Source organism: Stenotrophomonas sp. GD03930, assembly GCF_029839665.1.
Taxonomy (GTDB): domain Bacteria; phylum Pseudomonadota; class Gammaproteobacteria; order Xanthomonadales; family Xanthomonadaceae; genus Stenotrophomonas; species Stenotrophomonas forensis.
This window is the reverse complement of the sequence record NZ_JAOCAV010000004.1, coordinates 131,451-147,132: the sequence shown is the minus strand read 5'-3', so window position 1 is coordinate 147,132 and position 15,682 is coordinate 131,451. Positions and strand designations below refer to the sequence as shown.

Genomic DNA, 15,682 nt, shown 5'->3' with positions numbered 1-15,682 from the left:
GCGTCCGATGGACGCGACAATCGTGAAAATCTCCGCTATGGCGCTGACCCCAGTTGGCGCCGCCGAACCCAACGGGGTGACTCCCCCTCCCCTAGGTGACGCCCCGGCAGTTCAGGGCATCGTCGTGATCGGCCCCCCTAGCAGGCGGCCTCTTTAGGGCAACGCGCGACACACACCCTCAGCAGTGGTCGCAACCGACTGGCCGCCGGTCTGACCTTTTGCTGGTTAACGAACTGGCTCAGCGCTTTCCAACAGCGCCGCTCGGTTACTTCCCTGTGCCTAAGGCTGTCGCCGTGCAGCCCGCCTCTTTATCATGCTCCTGCGACGGCAATAGAGGGATCGGACAGCGGTATCTGGCGTGCGGACTGCGCGGACGACCCCGTAGATGAATTCTTCAGAATCCAATTGTCTCATCTGGTTCCGGTGGGGTTGTCGCGGTGCATCATATGCATTCCGCTCTGTTCAGCTTTTTGTTCATCTTCATGCCCAACATTGGACGTTTCTTCATCGATCAGGTTGAGGGTGTGCGGCGGGCCGACGGCTCGCTCTTGCAGGTCACGCGGATCAGTTGCGCTTGTCTGGAATGCGGCCGCCAACTGCGATTGGTTCCAGGGCATGGCCTGCTGGACTTGGACGGCGCCGCCGTGCTCACTTGCCCGCTCTGTGACAACCGCTAGGCGGTGGCACGCGCGAGGTTGGAAAAGCTTTGCCCCCAACCTAACCACCCGCGCATGGCGAGTCTTGATTGAAGAGTGGACCGCTGTGTGCTGGCCCGAAAGGGCCGATTGACGGTGCAGTCAAGCGGAACGCTCACCGGTTTCCAACGCTTGAGCTTGGGGCCACCCTGCTGCCAGACCGCGATTCGGTGGCCAGCCAATGGAGGAGGGGTATGCACAAGGCTGAGACGGAGGCGTTGGTCAAGTTGGAGCTCCGCCTGAGCGAGTGCGAGAGGCGCCTGCCCAACGCTGAGGGCGAAACCAATGCCTTGGAGTATGCGGTCAGGGCTTTGGTGGCCAGTTCTGCCAATCCCACCGCGGTGCGCCTTGCATGGGCCCACCTGATGCCCATGATCGTCGACATCCATGTGCCTCCCCAGCCAACGCTCCAATGCGGACTTTCTGCTTGGCTTGCGTCATGGACTGAGGTCCGTGGCCGAGCAAATCGACGCTTTGCCCTGCCCCCTAGAGACCTCCCAGATCGAGAACGGTTGCTTGGCCCTTTGAGAGAATTGCTGCCAACAGACGACCGCCCGCTAATGGCCGCTCGCTGTCGCCGTTGAGGTAAGCGGCTTGCAAGCGTCCTGCTGCCATCAACTCCGCCCGTCCCATGCCTGCTGGCTGATTCCGCAAGGGCTCTCCTGGCGACGCCAAGCCTCCCACCAGCGCTTGGACCACGGCGGGACGGCCATCTTCGGACTTTGCATAAGCGGTGGCAACCATGCGCTGGGCGTGCGCCGACCAGCCGCCCAAAACCAACTCGGTGTGCATAGCGCTGATGGGTATGCCAGCGGCTGCCGCCGCGCTCACGTAGTTTGGCCAGAGGCGATCAATCACGCCGCCAAGCTCGCCGGACAGCCGCTCTATCGTGAAGTCTGCTCGAAAACTGGCTTGGAGACAGAGCTCGTAGATTCTTAGGAAGAACTGGGCCGACCCACGCGTGGCCAAGACGGCGTTGTGCTGAGGCAGCAGAAGCAACTTGGCGCCCTCTGAGTGCGCCCCGGTTTGAGCATCTTGCGCAAGGGTATCGACGGTCACAGCCAAGTGATCGGCACTCAGCAACACGTTCAAAATGCTCATCTGCCGTCCTTGGGATCCATTCAGTCGATTGAACCTTCCAACGCCAATTCAGCCATAGGGGTTGTTGAGAATCTCAGACGCAATCCGCTCTCCCGCGTCCAACGCATGGAGGCACGACGACGCTTTGATGCCCAAATCCGAGCGCCCTCCCACGCCGTGGACCTCGACAGCGAGAAGAACCCAACGGCTTTCACTGAGCCGCCAGATCTCGGAGGTGTAAACGTGCTCTCCCACCGACAAGGTGACCCGTTCGAAATCTTTGCCCGGCTTGGAAGTACCCATGGCCCTCGAACCCTGACTGTTCAAAAGCAGTGTGCACGCGAACGCCGCTGGCCTCAACTGATCGCCTTCCTGCGACGCGGGGAGTCACACTCAAGCGAAATGCCCCCCGATGGATCAGACCCAGTCCTCATTGGATGCCGGCGATGTGACCGTGACCGGCCCAACCTGGGGTGGCCGTCATGGCGTTGAAAGGGCGGGACATAGTGAGGGGGCCGCGCCCACCGCGTTCGGGGCATCTCCGGCCGACTCCACCGCTGAAATGGGCCCGATCTGCAGCAGAGCCAAGGCCGCCAAGCACGCCTGCCGACTGGCGAACGTCTCCCGGGGAGCCATCAAAACATGCCCGCGTGGCGCCACCAGCCGCCAGCGCCAACCTTCCGCCCCGGTGATCCGGGCCCAAAATCCCACCCGGTGGTATACCTCAACGTACATAGCTGCCTTGCGTGATCAATCTGCGATGCTAGCGCCATCGAACCGAGCTCGGCCTATCTTCCGGCCGGGCGTTTAACTCGTCTTTTGAACAACGCGCTCAGGCGTGCGTCGCTAGAGCCTGCTCCGGCCCCGGGACGCCCCGGCTCACAGGCTCATCCAGCAGGTTTGAGCCCCCAGGACGTCCGGGAAGAGACCGCAACAATTGACTCACCCTGTGGACGCTTCCTCCCCTACCCCCCTCCGCACCCAGCACGTAGAGAACCCGCCCCTCAAACTGGGCGGATGCCAGCTCAAGCCCCTCCACGTCTGCCAACTTCTTCGTCAGAAGAGCTCGCCACGACGCGGGCGGTTCGGATTCAAATTCGACGATCACCGCGGTATCACCGCACTCCAGCGGCATGATTTCGACGCGAAGGGCGTGGGGCGACGCTGCCGGCAAATCGGGGGCGGATCGGGCCATAGTGGGAGTGTCCAGGCGGGAGGGGTGGGGATTGAGTATCCAGCCCTCGCGGCAAAACCGCGTCAAGGCGCGACGGCGCCCTCGCCTTCCCGTGATTGCCGTCATCACAGGGATGCACCAGCGCTTTACTCCCAGTCCTGCATGATTCCTCGAATTTTTGATCAACCAGGTTTGCTATGACTGCCTCTCGTACCCTCGCATCCTTCTTGTAGAGCACGACGTCGCCATCCGCGAATCGATGCAGGACGTTCTCAAAGACAGCGGCTATGACATCACTGCGGTCGGAGACGCTGAAGCGGCTGTGGAGCGCTTGGCGCAGCAACCCGCCTTCGATCTCCTCATCTCCGACGTGGGCCTGCCGGGGATGAACGGGCACGATCTCGCCAAGCACGCCATGGCACGCCACCCTTCCGTGACGGTCCTGCTGGTCACCGGTCACGGGGGCGTTTCCGGCGCAGACCCACACTTCCTCGAAAACGACGTTATGCTGCTCAAGAAGCTTTCACGCTGCTGGAGTTGCTGGGAACGGTTCGTTCGACGCTTTGACGGCTTCCAGCAACAACTCGGTCACTCTTCTTTCCAACTCCCCCGCGGCGAACGGCTTGGTGAGTATCTCCATGCCAGACTCAAGCTGGCCGGCTCCTACCGCGACGCTTGCTGCATAGCCGGTGATGAATAACACCGGCGTGTCGGACGGCGCTGCCGGCCCGCGTCCGCCACCTGCCGCCCATTGAGCGAGCCCGTCAGGCCCACGTCCGTAATCAGCAAATCAAAGTGCTTTTCGCTGGCATGCACAGTGAGGGCGTCGCTGCCGTTTGCAGCCGCCTTCACGCGGTGGCCCAAACTGCTCAGCACCTCTTTCACCAGCGTGCGCATGGCGGTCTCGTCTTCTACCAGAAGGACCGAGCGACCAGGCGACGTGGCTGGGGGAAGCGCGGGCGTTTCTTGGATTCGGTCATCGGTATCAGCCGTGCTTTGCGGCAAATAAAGGTGCATCGTGGTTCCCACCCCAGGGATGGAGTCAACCGCCACCTGACCGCCGGATTGGCGCGTGAATACGTAGATCGGCAAGCCCCACCCCGTGCCCTACCCGATCGGCTTGGTCGTGAAGAAGGGCTCGAACACCTTTTCAACAACGCTCGCGTCCATGCCGGTTCCCGTGTCTCGGACCGACAAGCGAACATAGGGTCCAGGCGTCAGCACCAAACGCTCCGCCAGTCCGCCATCGACGTGTGAGAGCTCGGCCTCAATCGAGATGCGCCCTCCATCCGGCGTCGCATCGCGCTCGTTGACGCAAAGGTTGAGAAGGGCGTTTTCCAGCTGCGGAGCATCCACCCGCACGACGTCCTCCACTTGATCCGACCGCGTCTCGATCTCAATGGAGGGCCCGATGGAGCGGGCCAGGATGTGGAGCGTCCTGTTCACCATGGCCGACACGTGGATGGCCGACGGTGCCAACGTCTGCCGGCGAAAGAACGCCAACAGTCGTTGGGTTAACGCTGCAGCTCGGTCGGCCCCCGTTCGAGCCATCTCCACGTAGCGACCCAGGTCCTCCAAACGGCCTTGGCCAACGCGCATCTCCAACAGCTCCAAGCCCATGGAGACCCCGGTGAGCATGTTGTTGAAGTCGTGGGCAATGCCGCTGGCCAGTTGGCCGGGGGACTCCATCTTCTGGCCCTGTCTCAGCCGTTCCTCCATCGCCATCAGTTCGTCAGTCCCGGCCTGCACCCGCTCTTCAAGCGTTGCGGTCAACTGCTGCAAACGCTCTTGAGCCACGCGGCGATCGGTGATGCCGGAGGCTGCACCGAACCACTCGCTGACGTTGCCTTCGCTGTCCATCAACGGGACTGCCCGCACCTGGATCCAGCGGACGGAGCCGTCTGGCAACAAGGCGCGGTGTTCTACCTCCAACGGCGACGCCAACTCCGGGGCATGAGCAATGGCCAATTCCACCGCGGGCCTGTCCTCGGCGTGCATCAGCTGTTGACGCCAGTTGCCCCCAGTGGCCTTGAGCTCGGCCATGTCCCCTTGGCGATAAATCTGCTCCTGCTGCCAATCGGGGGAGATTGAGTAACGCGACTGGGTGGCCGCGGCCACCCCAGGGGCCGCTCGCTTTGCGCCTAGGATTGGCACAATTGGCGCAATGGAAGCGTGCTGGCCTTGCGTTGAGCCTTTCCATCAACCTCTCCGCTCGGAATGTCGCGCGGCAAGGAATGGCCGATGAACTCGTGGCCAAAATCCACGCGCAGGGGTTGGATTGCCAGGACGTGGAGGTCGATATCACCGAGGGAGAATGGCTGCGGGTCAACTCGCTGCCGGGCGAGCAACTCAAGCGGATGGCCTCGTCAGGCATTCGGCTCGCGGTGGATGACTTCGGCAGCGGCTACAGCAATTTCGGATACCTGACCGAGTTGCCCATTCACACGCTCAAGCTCGACAAGTCGCTGATAGACGATATCCGAAGACCAACGCGCATTGCTCAAGGTCCAAGCGATCGTCGGTCTGGCCCATGATCTGGGCTACTCGACCGTCGCTGAAGGAGCCGAGACGAACGGTCAGGTCGCCAAGCTTCAAGGCCTTGGGCGTGACGAAATTCAAGGTTTCGCGCTTTCCAGACCCATCAGCGCCATTGAGTTGGCCGAGCTCCTTGCACCCTGACCCGAGGGAGTTTGATACTCGGTCTTCCAGCCGACGAACCGTCCCGGATGGAAGCACGCGGAAGGATCCTGCAGCGTGCGTATCGCTTTCAGGAAGTCTGCGAGATCGCTGAGGCCGCTGACTGCCTCTGGCCTATTTCAGGACCCTACCCGTGGCTAATACCGGCTTTTATTTTGCTTCGCTTTGTCAATGGAGAACTGACCTCCGACGGCGCTCTGGCGCGTCTGCATGCTGTTGAGGCCACTTGTAGCAGCTGTGGTCTCACCTCGCTGCTAGCACCGGGCGAGGGCCTGACGGACTTGGAAGGCGCCGGTGTGATGGTGTGCCCACACTGCCAGAACCACCAAGCGGTGAGCCGGATGAGGTTGGAAGAGTTCATGAAGCGAATGGCCGGCACGAACGCTACAGCCACCGCTAACCCATCGTCTTCGGACGACGGGCAGGTCTTGTCAGAGTGAGGCCCTTGGCCTGCCAATCTGAACGCCTCGGATTTCTTAGGGCATGAATTGCCACGGTGGACACATTAAGGGCATGATGCGATCGCCCTTTGGTCTTTGCCCACAGAAACCATGACCGTTCCCCTGCCTTATGATCCATTTCTGCAGGCCTCATCAGAGCCATTGCTGGAGCTGGTGATTGTGCGTGTGGGCTGCGATTTGTTCGGTGTGGATGTCGAGTCGGCCGTGGAAATACGCGGACCAGAGACGCTGACCCGAACCCGGGACCGCCAGTTTGTAGTCTCGATCAGAGGGCAAGACGTCCCTGTGGTTGATCTGGGCTTGATCACCGGAGGCGATGCAGTCGGGACGGGTTGTCCAGCAATGCTGTTGGTTCAATCCGCGGTTCAGCTGTTCGCCCTTGCAGTGGACGAAGTCTTGGTCATCGAGAGCCTGTCTGCCTGGCGTGCCGAGCCTGCCGCTCACAGCGACCGATTCGCTGAGCTCTGCCCGCAGGGCGTGCAGCTGGGAAACGGCAAACGCGTCGCCGTCATTGACCCTCGTCGTGCCCTATCCATTCAGCAACGGCTGGAGATCGATTCAGGTTGATTGCCCAATGCTGCACGGTGCTGCCGCTTTCAGTTGCAACCGATTCGCGCGCGTTCCAAGTTCCACGCTTTGCGGTAATCTCTGGCTGACACCGCGATTCCGTGCATGAGGCGCTCGATGGAGAAATTCGACGGAGCAACGTGGTTCCCACTGGACAGGTTTGAAGTCGGCATTGACGCCGAAACAGCAGTGGTTGCACTCGGGCTTTACCAAGTTCGCAACGCGGCCGGTGACTCGACCATGTGCGGCTCGACGATGACTCCGACGCAAGCGGAGCGAACTGGCAATGCCCTTTTGATCGCCGCCAACCGTGCTCGCCTGACGATCCCGGGCTCAAGCAGCAGCCACTGATCCTCTTCTGTGTTGATGTGCCTGCTCGCGGAGGGCTTGGTGAACGACGAGGTCAGGGACGCATTTTTGCGTCTTCAAGAAGCAATGAATCGCATGCATATACGTGTTGCGGCGCTGGAAGCGGCCACAGTGCTCCTGCTTCGCACGAACGCCGGCAACGCCAACGTCGCAGACGAGTTTGAGCGCAGCATTCGGCACTACCTCCAAGGGATGGACCAGCACCGGGACCATGTCTTCGCGTTCGAGGAGATCGTCGAGCCATGGCTGGGCATCCTGAGGGAACCATTGGCTGGCATTCCCCCGTCTCCGAGCCGCTGAACTGCCAAAGCGGAGCGGCCATCGGGCGGCCGTAACCTCGGCCAATGCCATTGCCGCCTCGCCGCCTCACGGCGCAAGGCGCCGAGCTTTCGGCGCGCTTGCGGGTCTGAGGCCGCCATCCAGGCGGCCTCACCCACGGTGACTTCAGCGGCAACTTCGGTCAACCATGCCCTGCGAGCGACCATGCGTTCGCACTGGCCTTGGAAGGGCGGTTAGAACTCCTGCCAGTGCGCTGCGTCCGCAGATACCTGCCGTGCGGGACGAGCTGGCAATGCCTTCGGCGGGGTTGGCTTGCCCGCGTAGGCGGTTTGAGAAAGGCGGGAGCCGTCCACAGCACCTGGCTTGGTCAAGCTTGCACTGGCCGTGGCTGGCGTCTTTCCCTGCGCGCGTTCATTCACCTTGAAGACCGCGACGGCGGTTGCCAGCTGTACCGACTGGTCTTCCATGGATCGGGCAGCGGCGGTCGCTTCTTCCACCAACGCGGCGTTCTGCTGGGTCGTTTCGTCCATCTGAGAAACAGCCTGGTTCACTTGCTCGATGCCCGACGCCTGCTCCTGAGAGGCGGCAGATATCTCACCAATGACGTTGGACACGCGCTCAACCGAGCTGACAATCTCAGACATCGTCTGGCCAGCCTGGTCAACCAGCGCCGATCCTTGAGCGACCTTGGCCACAGAGTCCTCGATTAGCCCCTTGATCTCCTTGGCTGCAGAGGCAGAGCACTGTGCCAACGTGCGCACCTCGGAGGCCACCACGGCGAACCCTCGACCCTGGTCCCCGGCTCGAGCCGCCTCCACGGCCGCATTGAGTGCGAGGATGTTGGTCTGGAAAGCAATGCCATCGATCACGGAGATGATGTCCCCGATGCGGCGCGACGAGGCTTCGATACCCCCCATCGTCTCCACTACTTTCCCGACCACTCCACCGCCCTGCCCGGCCACGCGCGAGGCCCCACTCTGGCCAACTCGCTGGCCTGGCGTGCATGCTCGGCGTTTTGGCGCACGGTGGAGGTAAGCTCCTCCATGGACGCCGCCGTCTCTTCCAAGTTGGCCGCTTGTTGTTCGGTGCGTCGCGACAAGTCGCCATTGCCCGCGGCAATTTCCGTCGACGCGGTATTGATTGCCGTGGATGCCTGCTGGATGCGGGAGACGATATCGGTCAGCTGAGCCACGGTCGCGTTAGCGTCTTCGCTCATCGTCGCAAAGACGCCGCGGAAGTCGCCTTCCATGCGGTGGGTCAAGTCGCCAGAGGCATGGCCTGAAGCAAGGTGGAGACGGCGCTGAGGCTGTGGTCAGCTGTCTCCATCAGACGGTTGAGGTCCGAAACCATCAATTCAAAGTCGTGCTGGAACGCAGACGTGTTACCGCGGGCGGAGAAGTCGCCGTCGGCAGCCGACACTGCCAACCGCTTGATCTCCGTGTTGATCGCCAGCAGACTTGCTTTGGCAGCGTCCATCGATTCGTGGAGCACGCCCGGGAGCCGGGCAGGCGTCGCGCGTCACGCCGCAGGTCACCGGCCGCATACTCGTTGAGCACTTGGATGGCATCCAGGATGGCCTCAAGGTGCTCGAACACCATTGTGTTCATGCCCTTGGCCAGCTCGCCGTAGACACCGGGCAGGTCCTCCGGAATCCGGTGCGAGATGTCTTCGGCCTCGTGAAGCTTGACCATGACCTTGGTGTCGTTCGAAAAACGCTCCAAGGTGGCAACCATTTGACGGAGGGAGAGCAGCATCTGGCGCGCCTCATCGCGGCTCTGGTAGTCGGTTCGCACGTTGAGGTCGCCATTGGCCACGCTGCGGATAGCGGGCAACGCCTCACCAATGGGCCGGGTGACCGAACGGCTGATCGCCCACCCCAGCACGCTTGCGACCAAGTACAGCACCGCCAAGACCAAGCCTGTGATCGACATCAGGTTGTTGAGGCTTGCTGCGTTGGTTGCGAGTTCAGCCTTCATGCCGCGAAGGTTGTATTCGCTGACTTTCTCCATGGCGTCGAACAGCGCCACGCGCTTTGCCCTGGATTCTGTCACCGAGATCGTCTGCGCGGCCTCGGCATCGCCAGCGAGGAGCGCAGCGTGAAGCTGATCGTGGATGACAAAGTAATCGCTCAACGCAGCGCTGACCGGCTTGAACAACGCGGCATCTTCGCCATCGGCGAAGGACCGCAGGTATTGCTTCACCAGCTCGTTGATCTTGGCCTTGCCCGCCACGATCCGCTGTTCGTATTGCTTGACGGCCTCAGCGGAAGTGGCTTCGCTGACCTGGGAGGTTTCGTAGATGCGGAGATCGCCGAACTGCGCACGCATCTCTCCGATGGCATAGCTGCCAGGCGCCCAGACGGACTCAATCCTGGACAACTCCTGCTTCGAATGTGACGCGCGGACAATAGTGAAGATGCCCAACGCCAAGGTCATGCTGGTCGTTATGGCGAATGCCAGCATCAGTCTTTTGGAGATGCTTCCGACGTGGCTTCTTCGGCGCACAGGAAGAACACGGCGTCGCCGTGGCTTGAAGCACTCAACGCGCTATGAATGGAGATAAGCGCGGCGAAAGGAGACCTGACGAAGGCCTCCTGGTAACTGTGGCCTTTGATCTCGCTCGCCGTGGCCAACAGCGCGCTTGGCCTGCTCCGCTCGATCAGAAAGCGGCCGATTGCTGGAGTCGGGAAATCCAATGGCGAACGACGTCTTCAGGAGCCAGTTCTTGAACGCTGTCTGCAGGACAACGATCTGGTCGCCGTCTTGAAAGTGACGGTGCTGAACGACAGTGCTACTGATGATGCAAGTAGCGCGCATTGATGGGCAGCAGCGACGTTCGCTTCCAGCGTATCCACTGTAAAGAGGAAGGCTTGCGGTCCAATGCACTCCAAAGGGCGGATGCATGTTGCCAGTCAGCTAGCGCACGTGCGCGCCTGCCGGTTCGCCTCTGCAATCTTTGCCAAGCGCCTCGATCCAGGAAGCGATCTGTTTGACGCCGTAGGGCTTGGACAAAACACCCCGATCCCGGTGCCGGCTGATCACATCGTTCGGATGAAGCGTGGAGGTAAAGAAGAAAGCGATGCCATCGCGCCGAAGTTCGTCTGCCAACTTGTATGCACTGCGCCGGGCGTCAGGGCTGGCGGGCACATCCAGAATGACGACGTCGACGTGCCCCGCTTGCGCTGCGCGCAAGGCTCCTGAGCTGAATTCCAAGCATTCGACGTCATAGCCGAGCTCTCTTAGTTCGACTCCAACCACCTCACAGATGGAGGTTTCAATGTCCACGAAGAGAACGTTCATGTGGATTGCCGTTCCACAAGGTCGGGTCAAATTTTCCACACGGTCAGCAGCTGGTTCAAGCTAGTTGGGACGACTTCTGCTTTCGGCAGACGGAATCTGCTCAGCTTTGCCAACGCTTCATCGGGAGCGCGAGAGGAGCTCCCAGCATCCTTCCGCCGGGTGACAGACCAGTCGCCACGATGTTCATTTCGCCTCCCCTTCGCTGAGTGGTTTCGAGAGGGGCCCCACGTAGACGGAGGCAGACGGCCCTCCCGTGAAGCGCACAAGGAGATCCATCGCCGTTGCATTCATTGCGTCCGCATCGCCCCGCTGAGAGAAGCTGGCCCAGTCTGCCATCGCGATGCTCTGCAGCTGGCCCTCCTTGGCCAAAAACAGCCGCATAGGCCACCGCGGCAGCCGACGTTGCGAGACACGCCCGCGTGCCAACTCGATGAAGTTCAGGTGGCTGCGCGCTTCGGATGCCCTGGCGTAGGCAACGCGAAGGCCATCCGGTGGACCCTCCAGGTAGGACAGGAACCGGGCCCCGTCGTACAAGGTCACCCCGGTCACGCCGGCCTGTCTGTTGAACCGCTCCGCGTCGGCTATCAACTCAGCCAGCCGCCCAAGGCTAAGGTAGGGGCTGGCCTCACTCACAAAAACCACCGCACGGTTTGGCATGACACGCTCCTAAGATTGCTTCAGACCCAACAACCTGACGGGTCGGGAAGAGCAACAAGTGCTACACGGCAACCTTTGATTTTGCCTTCCAGGCGCCTGTTTCCAGATCCTTCCGCAGCACCCAGTCCTTCGCCGGAATCTTTGCCCCACGGGCGGTCAGGTAGTCCGGCATGAATAGCATGATCTCCCCCCCTTGAATCAGACAGCTGGTCGAGAGGACCACGCCGTCACTGAGCTCGACCAAGCAGGTGGTTCTCTCGCCCAGTTCAGCCTGCTCGCCTGTCAGGGACGCGGTGGCCCCTGGGTAGATGTGGCTGTGAGTAAATTCCAACCGCATGGCATGCCCCTGTCGAATGCCTCAAATTCATGACTCCCCTGCTTCCACTGTGCAACGTGAATCGGGCGGCCTACAGAGGAAATCCGTTACCCATCACTGCGGAACGTCATCGAGACGATTGCCGACCAATGCGGCAAGCCGCTCCATCCCCGTTTCTGGGATGAATTTCCCTCCGAAGCGTTGAGAGAAATTCACCCAGTTCGACCTCATCAGTGCTTTGAGCTCGGCTTCTGAAATCCGCAGGAAGAGCAATGCATGCGCAGGGAACCGCAACTGCTGGATGGATCCCCGCGCCAGCTCAACGATTTCGGTATGCAGGGTGAAGGACTGGGTGTAAACGGAGCTCGCAGCCACCGCACTCGCTGTGCCTTCCAAATACGTTAAAAACCTGCTGCCGTCGAAGCATACAACTGCACGCGAGCCGCACTTGGCATTGAACTCTCGGCCTGCACGCATGACTTCGGGCAAGCGCTCCTCACCGATCTCTTCCACAGCCGCGCTTACGAACACCACCGCACACTTAGACATTACGGGCTACCTTTCACTCGGCACCAGTGCAAGCCGGCCAACGTGGATCAGCTGTGTACAAAACGCAGGCCAGCTTGAATTTCAGTTTTCAGTTGCGCTATTCCTGAACCTTTAAGAGTGCACCATGGCTAGCCCCGTCCCCGACTCAAGTTGGCTGCAAGAGCGATGACCTCGCTAGGGATCACGGCCCCGAGGTGCGCGAGAACCGCGGCTTGGACGACCTCTGTGTTGCAGAGGAAGAATATCCCGTCTCGCGGCCCAGCCGACGTCAGAGACCGGTTGACACTGCTCACCGAAGCTGGCACATCGCTCACGAACACTTCGTGAAACTTCGACCCCGCAAAGCGCGCTTGGAGGGCTCTCCGAGTTGCTTTCGTGTCCTGCCATAGCTCCACACCGTATTTTCCAGACAATCCGATGCCACTGGCGGTAAATACGTAATGATTTTTAAACGAGGTCAACCACACCAGAATCGGTCCGCCCTCGGCGAGAACGCGTCTGTGAGCAAGCTTGCTACGTATCATCGGGCTGCTCGTTGTTGGCCTGATTGATCGATTCGCCCCTCTTGTGGCTCCGTGGGCGGCGCGAATTGCGAGCTACGAACGATGGACAGGATCAGTATCCGACAGCGGCAGAGGTGAGGGCAACGCCTGCGCGCCGCCCGTCATTTCGGCCGTCCGGGTAGATGGGCTCACCGCACCACAAACGGCCGATCTGTAAGCGAAACAAACCGAGCGGGCTGTGTAGGGCTTAAATCCTTTGGCCGCCCGCCAGGCTCAGCCGAAGCGCTCATTGCTCCGCCGATTCATCCCCCCCCGGTGCACGCGAGACAAACGCCATCCACGTGCCACCTGAAATAGCCGGTGTCGCCCGTCAACGAATAGCGGACTCCGGCCCAAATCGATGTCGCTGTCGGGCTGTGCCAAGCGCGAGTCCTGTGGCAGGCGTGGTGAAACGAACGTATCATTTCGCTCTCCTGCGGCGCAACCATTCCCGGCAGGACAGCGCCTTGAAGAGCGCGATTACAAGTTGGAGCAGCGCCAGACCAGTTGCGCAGGCCAAGATAACCATAGCAAGAGGCAAAAGTAGCTCCATGAAGGATCCTACAGGCCCGCGGGTTGGCAGCAAGTCAAGGCGCCCGGGCCATTGGCGCTCAGCAATCTCCTGTTCGCTTGGGGTGAGATCACCACAACCGCGTGACAGTGGCGTGAAAATCGTGTGGCGATCGCAAGTAGCTGGCGCATAGCGAGCTGCCGTCCGAACGCAGGTTGGCTCCCGTGTGCGCAGCCATGACGGCAGCCCCCAACAGGTGCACCTGGGTGCGCCCGTTGTCCTGCCACCCTTTGGGCAGCGATTCAAGGGCCGCCAAGGCTTCTTGCCCTGACAGGCACTGGATGCAGGTCAGGTAGGACCATTGAAGGCCCACTTCCTCGCGCAAGCGCCTGCCGGCGGCCTTCTCGTCCAATCGGCCCTCGGCACTGTCCAGCAGCACGTGGGCGGCCGCAATGGCCTTGCCTTGGGGCGAGAGCCGGCTCTTCTTCTCGGGGAACAGGCCGCGCATGATCAGGCCTTCTTGCTGGCCTTCTTGGCGACGGCATTCTTCGCAAGTTTCTTGACGGCCTTCTGGGCCACCCTGGCGGGAGCTTTCTTCACCGCCCCATCAGCCGACGGGAACTTCGCTCCGGGGTTGGCCTGAGCCCACGCCTTGCCCTCGGTGGACTTGGCCCACGCGGTGAAGACCTTGGGGGCCAAACCCCGACCGGCCCACGTCTCACCGGTTGGGAGGCGATACTTCGGCGCCACCTTGCCAAGCTTGCGGCCCTTTCGGGGTCCCGGGGCAGCCTTGGCGGCACGCGCCGGCTTGGCGTCGATCGTTTCCCCGATGAGCTTGGCCACCTGCCGCCGCTGGGCCGGACTGAGGACCTTCGCATACTTCTGCAGGACCGCCAGGGCTTTGGGCACCTCGCCGTCGCGCTTCTCCACCAGCTTCTTCTGGGCTTCGAGCTGTTTGATTTCGGCGTTAAGGGATTTCAGGGTAGTCAGGGCCAAAGGAGCACTCCGGTCGGGAATCCAACGGTTATAGCCCATCGCTCCTGGCATGGCCACCCGAATGGGCCCCATCTTGACACCCACCAGCCTGGGGCGCGATAACTCCCTTGCCGCGAGGGGAAATGCCCCCGGCGTATTGCCTGCTTAGCTCAAGGCAACAGGTTCCCGATTCGATCGCACAAGCGACGACGGGATGGTTTTTCCTGTCTTTTGAGATCTAAGCATGCCCAAACTCCAACGGTTGAGAACCGAGGCTTTCCTCGCCCAGAAGGGCCGGTGCTGCTATTGCAGCGTGCCGATGTGGAACGCCTCTCCCGATGAACTAAAGCCGTTCGGCCTGCGCGCCAAAACGGCCACGCCGCTTCGCTGCACCGCCGAGCACCTGGTGGCCCAGCAAGAGGGCGGAAAGGACGTGGCCGGCAACATTGCTGCCGCCTGCTGGCTCTGCAACACACGCCGGCACAAACGCAAATCGCCGCCCTCCCCCGAGGCTTACCGCGCCTTCGTGCAGAATCGCCTGGCGAAGGGGAAGTGGCACCCGCCGAGCGTGGCCAAGTTGCGCCTCAGAACGTGTGGAACGCAACCACCCGACGGATGAGTTCCGCCACGCTCACGTGCTGCCGCTGCGCCTCGTGGCGGGCGCGGTCGGCCAGGTCTCGGGAAGCCCGGATAGGCGGCAAGCGGCCGTCCCTGCGGCCGGCAACGGGAGAGCGCAGCAGCTGGGGGCGCGCAAGGTAGGCGGTGAGCCATTGGCGCACGGCTTCGCTCTCGCTCACCCCGGCTGCTCTAGCGCGTGCGGCCAATGCCTGGCGCAAGGTTGAAGAAAGGGACACTTTCGGCAGCACGGCCGTCAAGGGAGGCTTGGACGTCAGCGTCACAGCCTCTGCCTCAGTCGGCCGACGGGGGCTGGGCGGAAGAAGCGCTCCAATCGTTTGGTCTCCAGCAGCGCTTCCATGAAGGCCCCCATGGCGTGGGTATAAGCGTCCTCGCTGGCCCCCAACCGCAAGCTCAGCGCAAGCCGTTCCCACTTTCCGTTGGGTGCGCATGCGATGGCGAACAACCAGTGGTGCGTCCAGTCATCCTCCAACCAATCGGATGCAACGAAGAGCACCCGGTGATCACGCTGGAACGGCAGGGACGACAGCGCATGGTCAACCGCATGGCGGTGGGCAGCCTGTAGCCGTGCCCTCTCCTCGCCGTCGGTGTCCAGTAACGCCGCGAACCCTTTGGGCAGGCGCAACGAGACTCGGTAGCCCGCCGCACAGGTGTGGTGGTCTTCGCCTTCCCACAACCGCTGTTGCCCATCGAGCTCCTGGCCCATAGCAAAGCGCCGCATGGCGTCCTCGGTCACCGGCCCACCGGGCTTCAACTGGGTCAACCACGCACCACCCCAGCGCAACGCGGCCAAGGGCGCGTCCAGCAGTTCTGCGAAGGAAAACCCATCGGCGAACACGTCCTCCCGGCAGATGCAGGTGAGTTGCAGGTTCATG

The 15,682-nt window shown here is 61.7% G+C and carries 20 protein-coding genes and 1 pseudogene; 8 read left to right on the top strand and 13 right to left on the bottom strand.

The window, feature by feature from the left end; all coding sequences use genetic code 11:
- Window positions 1-410: 410 nt before the first annotated feature.
- From N5C18_RS19050 to N5C18_RS19040, 3 genes are all read right to left on the bottom strand, one after another.
- Entirely contained in the window at window positions 411-617 is a 207-nt protein-coding gene (locus tag N5C18_RS19050; RefSeq protein ID WP_153643642.1) for a hypothetical protein, read from the bottom strand.
- Window positions 618-1,181: 564 nt separating this feature from the next.
- Entirely contained in the window at window positions 1,182-1,796 is a 615-nt protein-coding gene (locus N5C18_RS19045) for a hypothetical protein (protein WP_032971128.1), read from the bottom strand.
- 48 nt (window positions 1,797-1,844) lie between these two features.
- Window positions 1,845-2,078 (bottom strand): hypothetical protein, encoded by a 234-nt coding sequence (locus N5C18_RS19040; RefSeq protein WP_279945419.1) that lies wholly within the window; start codon window positions 2,076-2,078, stop codon window positions 1,845-1,847.
- A 1,049-nt stretch (window positions 2,079-3,127) separates the two neighbouring features.
- Between N5C18_RS19040 and N5C18_RS19035 the strand changes: the two genes are divergently transcribed.
- Complete coding sequence (locus N5C18_RS19035) at window positions 3,128-3,649, top strand: response regulator (protein ID WP_061478936.1); 522 nt, start codon at window positions 3,128-3,130, stop codon at window positions 3,647-3,649.
- Here the strand turns inward: N5C18_RS19035 and N5C18_RS19030 are convergent.
- Window positions 3,613-4,041, bottom strand: a complete 429-nt coding sequence (locus N5C18_RS19030) for a response regulator (RefSeq protein ID WP_065427813.1) — start codon at window positions 4,039-4,041, stop codon at window positions 3,613-3,615. The genes N5C18_RS19035 and N5C18_RS19030 overlap by 37 nt on opposite strands.
- 15 nt (window positions 4,042-4,056) lie before the next feature.
- The gene (locus N5C18_RS19025) at window positions 4,057-4,992 is read right to left on the bottom strand and encodes a PAS domain-containing hybrid sensor histidine kinase/response regulator (protein WP_279945418.1); all 936 of its coding nucleotides are present in this window, start codon (window positions 4,990-4,992) and stop codon (window positions 4,057-4,059) included.
- 113 nt (window positions 4,993-5,105) lie between these two features.
- Here N5C18_RS19025 and N5C18_RS22810 point away from each other — a divergent pair, with 113 nt between their 5' ends.
- The 5 genes from N5C18_RS22810 (at window position 5,106) to N5C18_RS19005 (ending at window position 7,343) form a co-directional block, all read left to right on the top strand.
- Window positions 5,106-5,483, top strand: a complete 378-nt coding sequence (locus N5C18_RS22810) for an EAL domain-containing protein (protein WP_345782070.1) — start codon at window positions 5,106-5,108, stop codon at window positions 5,481-5,483.
- Window positions 5,446-5,628: an EAL domain-containing protein gene (locus N5C18_RS22805; RefSeq protein ID WP_345782069.1), complete on the top strand. Its 183-nt coding sequence runs from the start codon at window positions 5,446-5,448 to the stop codon at window positions 5,626-5,628. The genes N5C18_RS22810 and N5C18_RS22805 overlap by 38 nt, the downstream gene beginning before the upstream one ends.
- Before the next feature lie 569 nt (window positions 5,629-6,197).
- Entirely contained in the window at window positions 6,198-6,674 is a 477-nt protein-coding gene (locus N5C18_RS19015) for a chemotaxis protein CheW (RefSeq protein WP_279945417.1), read from the top strand.
- 117 nt (window positions 6,675-6,791) lie between these two features.
- Entirely contained in the window at window positions 6,792-7,025 is a 234-nt protein-coding gene (locus tag N5C18_RS19010; RefSeq protein ID WP_032971135.1) for a hypothetical protein, read from the top strand.
- Window positions 7,026-7,064: 39 nt separating this feature from the next.
- Window positions 7,065-7,343 carry a hypothetical protein gene (locus tag N5C18_RS19005; RefSeq protein ID WP_125892001.1) on the top strand — a complete coding sequence of 93 codons (279 nt, stop codon included), beginning with the start codon at window positions 7,065-7,067 and terminating at the stop codon, window positions 7,341-7,343.
- Between the two features lie 212 nt (window positions 7,344-7,555).
- Here N5C18_RS19005 and N5C18_RS19000 read toward each other — a convergent pair.
- A pseudogene (locus tag N5C18_RS19000) lies at window positions 7,556-9,826 on the bottom strand (methyl-accepting chemotaxis protein).
- A 105-nt stretch (window positions 9,827-9,931) separates the two neighbouring features.
- Between N5C18_RS19000 and N5C18_RS18995 the strand changes: the two are divergent.
- The gene (locus N5C18_RS18995; RefSeq protein ID WP_279945416.1) at window positions 9,932-10,141 is read left to right on the top strand and encodes a hypothetical protein; all 210 of its coding nucleotides are present in this window, start codon (window positions 9,932-9,934) and stop codon (window positions 10,139-10,141) included.
- A gap of 96 nt (window positions 10,142-10,237) precedes the next feature.
- Here the strand turns inward: N5C18_RS18995 and N5C18_RS18990 are convergent, their stop codons facing one another.
- The 6 genes from N5C18_RS18990 to N5C18_RS18965 form a co-directional block, all read right to left on the bottom strand.
- On the bottom strand, window positions 10,238-10,621 hold the full coding sequence (locus N5C18_RS18990; protein ID WP_251101718.1) for a hypothetical protein: 384 nt from the start codon (window positions 10,619-10,621) through the stop codon (window positions 10,238-10,240).
- Window positions 10,622-10,804: 183 nt separating this feature from the next.
- On the bottom strand, window positions 10,805-11,278 hold the full coding sequence (locus N5C18_RS18985) for a BLUF domain-containing protein (protein WP_279945415.1): 474 nt from the start codon (window positions 11,276-11,278) through the stop codon (window positions 10,805-10,807).
- A 61-nt stretch (window positions 11,279-11,339) separates the two neighbouring features.
- Window positions 11,340-11,615: a hypothetical protein gene (locus tag N5C18_RS18980; protein ID WP_049452609.1), complete on the bottom strand. Its 276-nt coding sequence runs from the start codon at window positions 11,613-11,615 to the stop codon at window positions 11,340-11,342.
- A gap of 93 nt (window positions 11,616-11,708) precedes the next feature.
- A complete protein-coding gene (locus tag N5C18_RS18975; protein WP_006375649.1) occupies window positions 11,709-12,143 on the bottom strand; it encodes a BLUF domain-containing protein in 435 nt (144 codons plus the stop codon).
- Window positions 12,144-13,326: 1,183 nt separating this feature from the next.
- The gene (locus N5C18_RS18970; RefSeq protein ID WP_279945414.1) at window positions 13,327-13,704 is read right to left on the bottom strand and encodes a hypothetical protein; all 378 of its coding nucleotides are present in this window, start codon (window positions 13,702-13,704) and stop codon (window positions 13,327-13,329) included.
- Window positions 13,705-13,706: 2 nt separating this feature from the next.
- The gene (locus N5C18_RS18965; protein WP_279945413.1) at window positions 13,707-14,192 is read right to left on the bottom strand and encodes an H-NS family nucleoid-associated regulatory protein; all 486 of its coding nucleotides are present in this window, start codon (window positions 14,190-14,192) and stop codon (window positions 13,707-13,709) included.
- A 223-nt stretch (window positions 14,193-14,415) separates the two neighbouring features.
- On the opposite strand from N5C18_RS18965, the gene N5C18_RS18960 reads away from it, so the two are divergent.
- A complete protein-coding gene (locus N5C18_RS18960) occupies window positions 14,416-14,790 on the top strand; it encodes an HNH endonuclease (protein WP_279945412.1) in 375 nt (124 codons plus the stop codon).
- Window positions 14,791-15,066: 276 nt separating this feature from the next.
- Here the strand turns inward: N5C18_RS18960 and N5C18_RS18955 are convergent, their stop codons facing one another.
- Window positions 15,067-15,681 (bottom strand): relaxase domain-containing protein, encoded by a 615-nt coding sequence (locus N5C18_RS18955; RefSeq protein ID WP_279945411.1) that lies wholly within the window; start codon window positions 15,679-15,681, stop codon window positions 15,067-15,069.
- Between the last annotated feature and the right edge of the window lies 1 nt (window position 15,682).

Coding starts and splice junctions, on each gene's coding strand:
- N5C18_RS18985 (WP_279945415.1), bottom strand. CDS start 11,278: ATGCCAAACCGTGCGGTGGTTTTTGTGAGTGAGGCCAGCCCCTACCTT.
- N5C18_RS18990 (WP_251101718.1), bottom strand. CDS start 10,621: ATGAACGTTCTCTTCGTGGACATTGAAACCTCCATCTGTGAGGTGGTT.
- N5C18_RS18960 (WP_279945412.1), top strand. CDS start 14,416: ATGCCCAAACTCCAACGGTTGAGAACCGAGGCTTTCCTCGCCCAGAAG.
- N5C18_RS18980 (WP_049452609.1), bottom strand. CDS start 11,615: ATGCGGTTGGAATTTACTCACAGCCACATCTACCCAGGGGCCACCGCG.
- N5C18_RS19045 (WP_032971128.1), bottom strand. CDS start 1,796: ATGAGCATTTTGAACGTGTTGCTGAGTGCCGATCACTTGGCTGTGACC.
- N5C18_RS19040 (WP_279945419.1), bottom strand. CDS start 2,078: ATGGGTACTTCCAAGCCGGGCAAAGATTTCGAACGGGTCACCTTGTCG.
- N5C18_RS19050 (WP_153643642.1), bottom strand. CDS start 617: ATGCCCTGGAACCAATCGCAGTTGGCGGCCGCATTCCAGACAAGCGCA.
- N5C18_RS18955 (WP_279945411.1), bottom strand. CDS start 15,681: ATGAACCTGCAACTCACCTGCATCTGCCGGGAGGACGTGTTCGCCGAT.
- N5C18_RS19025 (WP_279945418.1), bottom strand. CDS start 4,992: ATGGCCGAGCTCAAGGCCACTGGGGGCAACTGGCGTCAACAGCTGATG.
- N5C18_RS18975 (WP_006375649.1), bottom strand. CDS start 12,143: ATGTCTAAGTGTGCGGTGGTGTTCGTAAGCGCGGCTGTGGAAGAGATC.
- N5C18_RS19010 (WP_032971135.1), top strand. CDS start 6,792: ATGGAGAAATTCGACGGAGCAACGTGGTTCCCACTGGACAGGTTTGAA.
- N5C18_RS19015 (WP_279945417.1), top strand. CDS start 6,198: ATGACCGTTCCCCTGCCTTATGATCCATTTCTGCAGGCCTCATCAGAG.
- N5C18_RS18970 (WP_279945414.1), bottom strand. CDS start 13,704: ATGCGCGGCCTGTTCCCCGAGAAGAAGAGCCGGCTCTCGCCCCAAGGC.